The organism is Paenibacillus sp. P4_A7 (assembly GCF_056402455.1).
The window spans coordinates 1-2,265 of the sequence record NZ_JBFUHJ010000649.1; the positions used below are offsets into that span (position 1 = coordinate 1).

The window sequence follows — 2,265 nt, forward strand, 5'->3', positions numbered from 1 at the left end:
TCGCGGGCAAGCGCCTAAAGCAGCAAATGAAAACACGCGATAAAACACGCGCGTGGACCGACCATGCTTCAGTGAGCCAATTGCGAAAGCCTGAGTGGTGGACGACCGAGTTTGGCCGCCCGTTCTCGTCCTGGCCTAAACGTCTGGCCAAGCTGGCTAACGAAGCTTACAACATTGCACAGGCAAACTTGGCCCAGGCCCGAAGCATGGCCGATGCCGAGGCGGCCATTACCGCTTTCACCGTGCGCTTCAATACCCTCAAAGGTATCGAAACCACCGAACGAGAAGACATTGGTGAAGCGGTATGGCAACTCAGCCAGTCAGACCACCTGATTGGCCAGCCTATAACAGAGGAGATGGCTCAACGCTGGTTCGAAGCAGTTCGCGATTACTGAATGAAGTGAGGAAAAAAGTGCAAGTATTTCATTTCGGAGGAGATTATTTATGTTTTCAATGATGTCAAAGAAATTAACAATAGAAGACATTCGTAAAATTGAAGTTCAAATAGGTTTGAAGTTACCTTTGCAACTTGTCGAGCATTATTTGCAATATAATGGAGGGGTCCCTGATCGAACCTATTTTTATTCAGAAGAGGCGGACATTGAGACCAATGTTCAAACATTTTTACCATTTAGGTATGTAAACGAAATAGGCATTACAATCGAAGATCGATACGTAGATTACAGAAATAGAAAAATAATGCCTGAGAAGCTTCTTCCATTTGCTAGTGATGCAGGAGGAAATAAATTTTGTATCGATATAGAAACTGGCCAAATTTATATAGTTTGGTTAGATCTTGGTGAAGTTACGAAAGACTGCATAGTTTTTTTAGCTGAGGATTTTAATGAATTTATGAATAAACTTGACGATGATGAAGATGAAGATGATGAAGACGAAGTATAATTTAATAGGATTATAATAGGAAACGGTGTGACCTAACTAGCGAGTCAAGTTAAGCGATGCTATTAATTAGTTTAGAAACGATATGTAGGAGAGAACGAATGTCAATTATAAAAGAAGAATTAATTGAACAATTGATAAACTTGGCGTCTTGTAGGACTTCTCCAGAAGAATGGAGCACTTGGTGGAATAATCATAACAAGCAGTTGGAGTCATTTTTAAATCGTGGTGAATATCTGAGGCTTAAACCTTGTATGCATGGGTTCCGTTGGTTACCTATTTTGCGCAGTCAACAAGGAGCAATTAAATATTTAGATGACAGCAAGATCCTTTATGTGAAAGAAAATGTTTATCAGGAAAACTATGAGAAAGAACTGAAAGAATCCTATAAAGCAAACTTAGAAATGGAGAAACAGCGGTTAAGAAAAATAAAAGCTGAATTTCCTGAAATTTTTAATCGATATCCCAAGTTTTCAAATTCATTGAAATACAATTTTGATGAAAGTGATTTCATTCACGTTGGATTAAACAATGATAAAGTCGAAGAATTTGAAACAACCTCTGGTATAAAAATGCCTGAAGATATTGCGGAATTTTTTCAAACAGTGTCAGCCATCTCTTTAGAAGGTATTAAAATCGAATTTGAAAATATATATCCTCTTGAGTTTTTTGGTAAAAAATATTATGTTCTTGGTGAGTTTTGGAAAGAAGCTGATGGGGACTTGGTTTTATGGGATACTTCTGAATCTAATGATCTAACAAAAATATATTATTATGCCCATGAACAAAAGAAAATAAAACTTCTTACAAAAAGTTTCGAAGATTTAATTGAGAAAGAGTTTGCATATCACAACAAGAACTTGTGAAATGTAAACCCACGGACCGTTGATAAGCTCAAATCGGTTATTATTACCGTTCTACTTGTTGCTCTCTTCATCAATAGCATAAATGATTTCTAAGCGTTTCTTGTTAAAATCAATATATTGAAAATCCAACTGTGTCAGCTTAGTCATGTCTGATAAAAAATCAATCACTTCCGCCTTGATCTTGGTATTTATTTCCTTCAACTCTAAAAATTCCAGATTTGATGCAGTTTTTAAAGTGGATGATCCTTTTGAGAAACTGGCAGATAGCTTGGATGAATTGATTTTGGAACAGATCCACATCGGTAATATCTTTGATAATTGAAGTTATTTTTTTATATACGAAGTGAAAGTCATGAAACAGGTGGAATCTGAAGATATTCAATCTTTTATGTGGGTAGCAGATTTTTTAGAAAATTACACCTGAATTTGATTTTCCCTAAAGGAGATAAAATTTTGGGATACTATATTTTTAGAAATAAAAAAATGCCATGGGGGGATT

General features: G+C 36.2%; 2 protein-coding genes and 1 pseudogene. All 3 read left to right on the top strand.

Annotated features, from left to right (window positions below):
• Nucleotides 1-395: pseudogene (locus AC1DWN_RS32420) on the top strand (hypothetical protein); the annotation flags it as partial.
• 49 nt (nt 396-444) lie between these two features.
• Nucleotides 445-903 (top strand): SMI1/KNR4 family protein, encoded by a 459-nt coding sequence (locus tag AC1DWN_RS32425; protein ID WP_477562955.1) that lies wholly within the window; start codon nt 445-447, stop codon nt 901-903.
• 98 nt (nt 904-1,001) lie between these two features.
• Nucleotides 1,002-1,766 (top strand): SMI1/KNR4 family protein, encoded by a 765-nt coding sequence (locus AC1DWN_RS32430; RefSeq protein WP_477562956.1) that lies wholly within the window; start codon nt 1,002-1,004, stop codon nt 1,764-1,766.
• Nucleotides 1,767-2,265 lie beyond the last annotated feature (499 nt).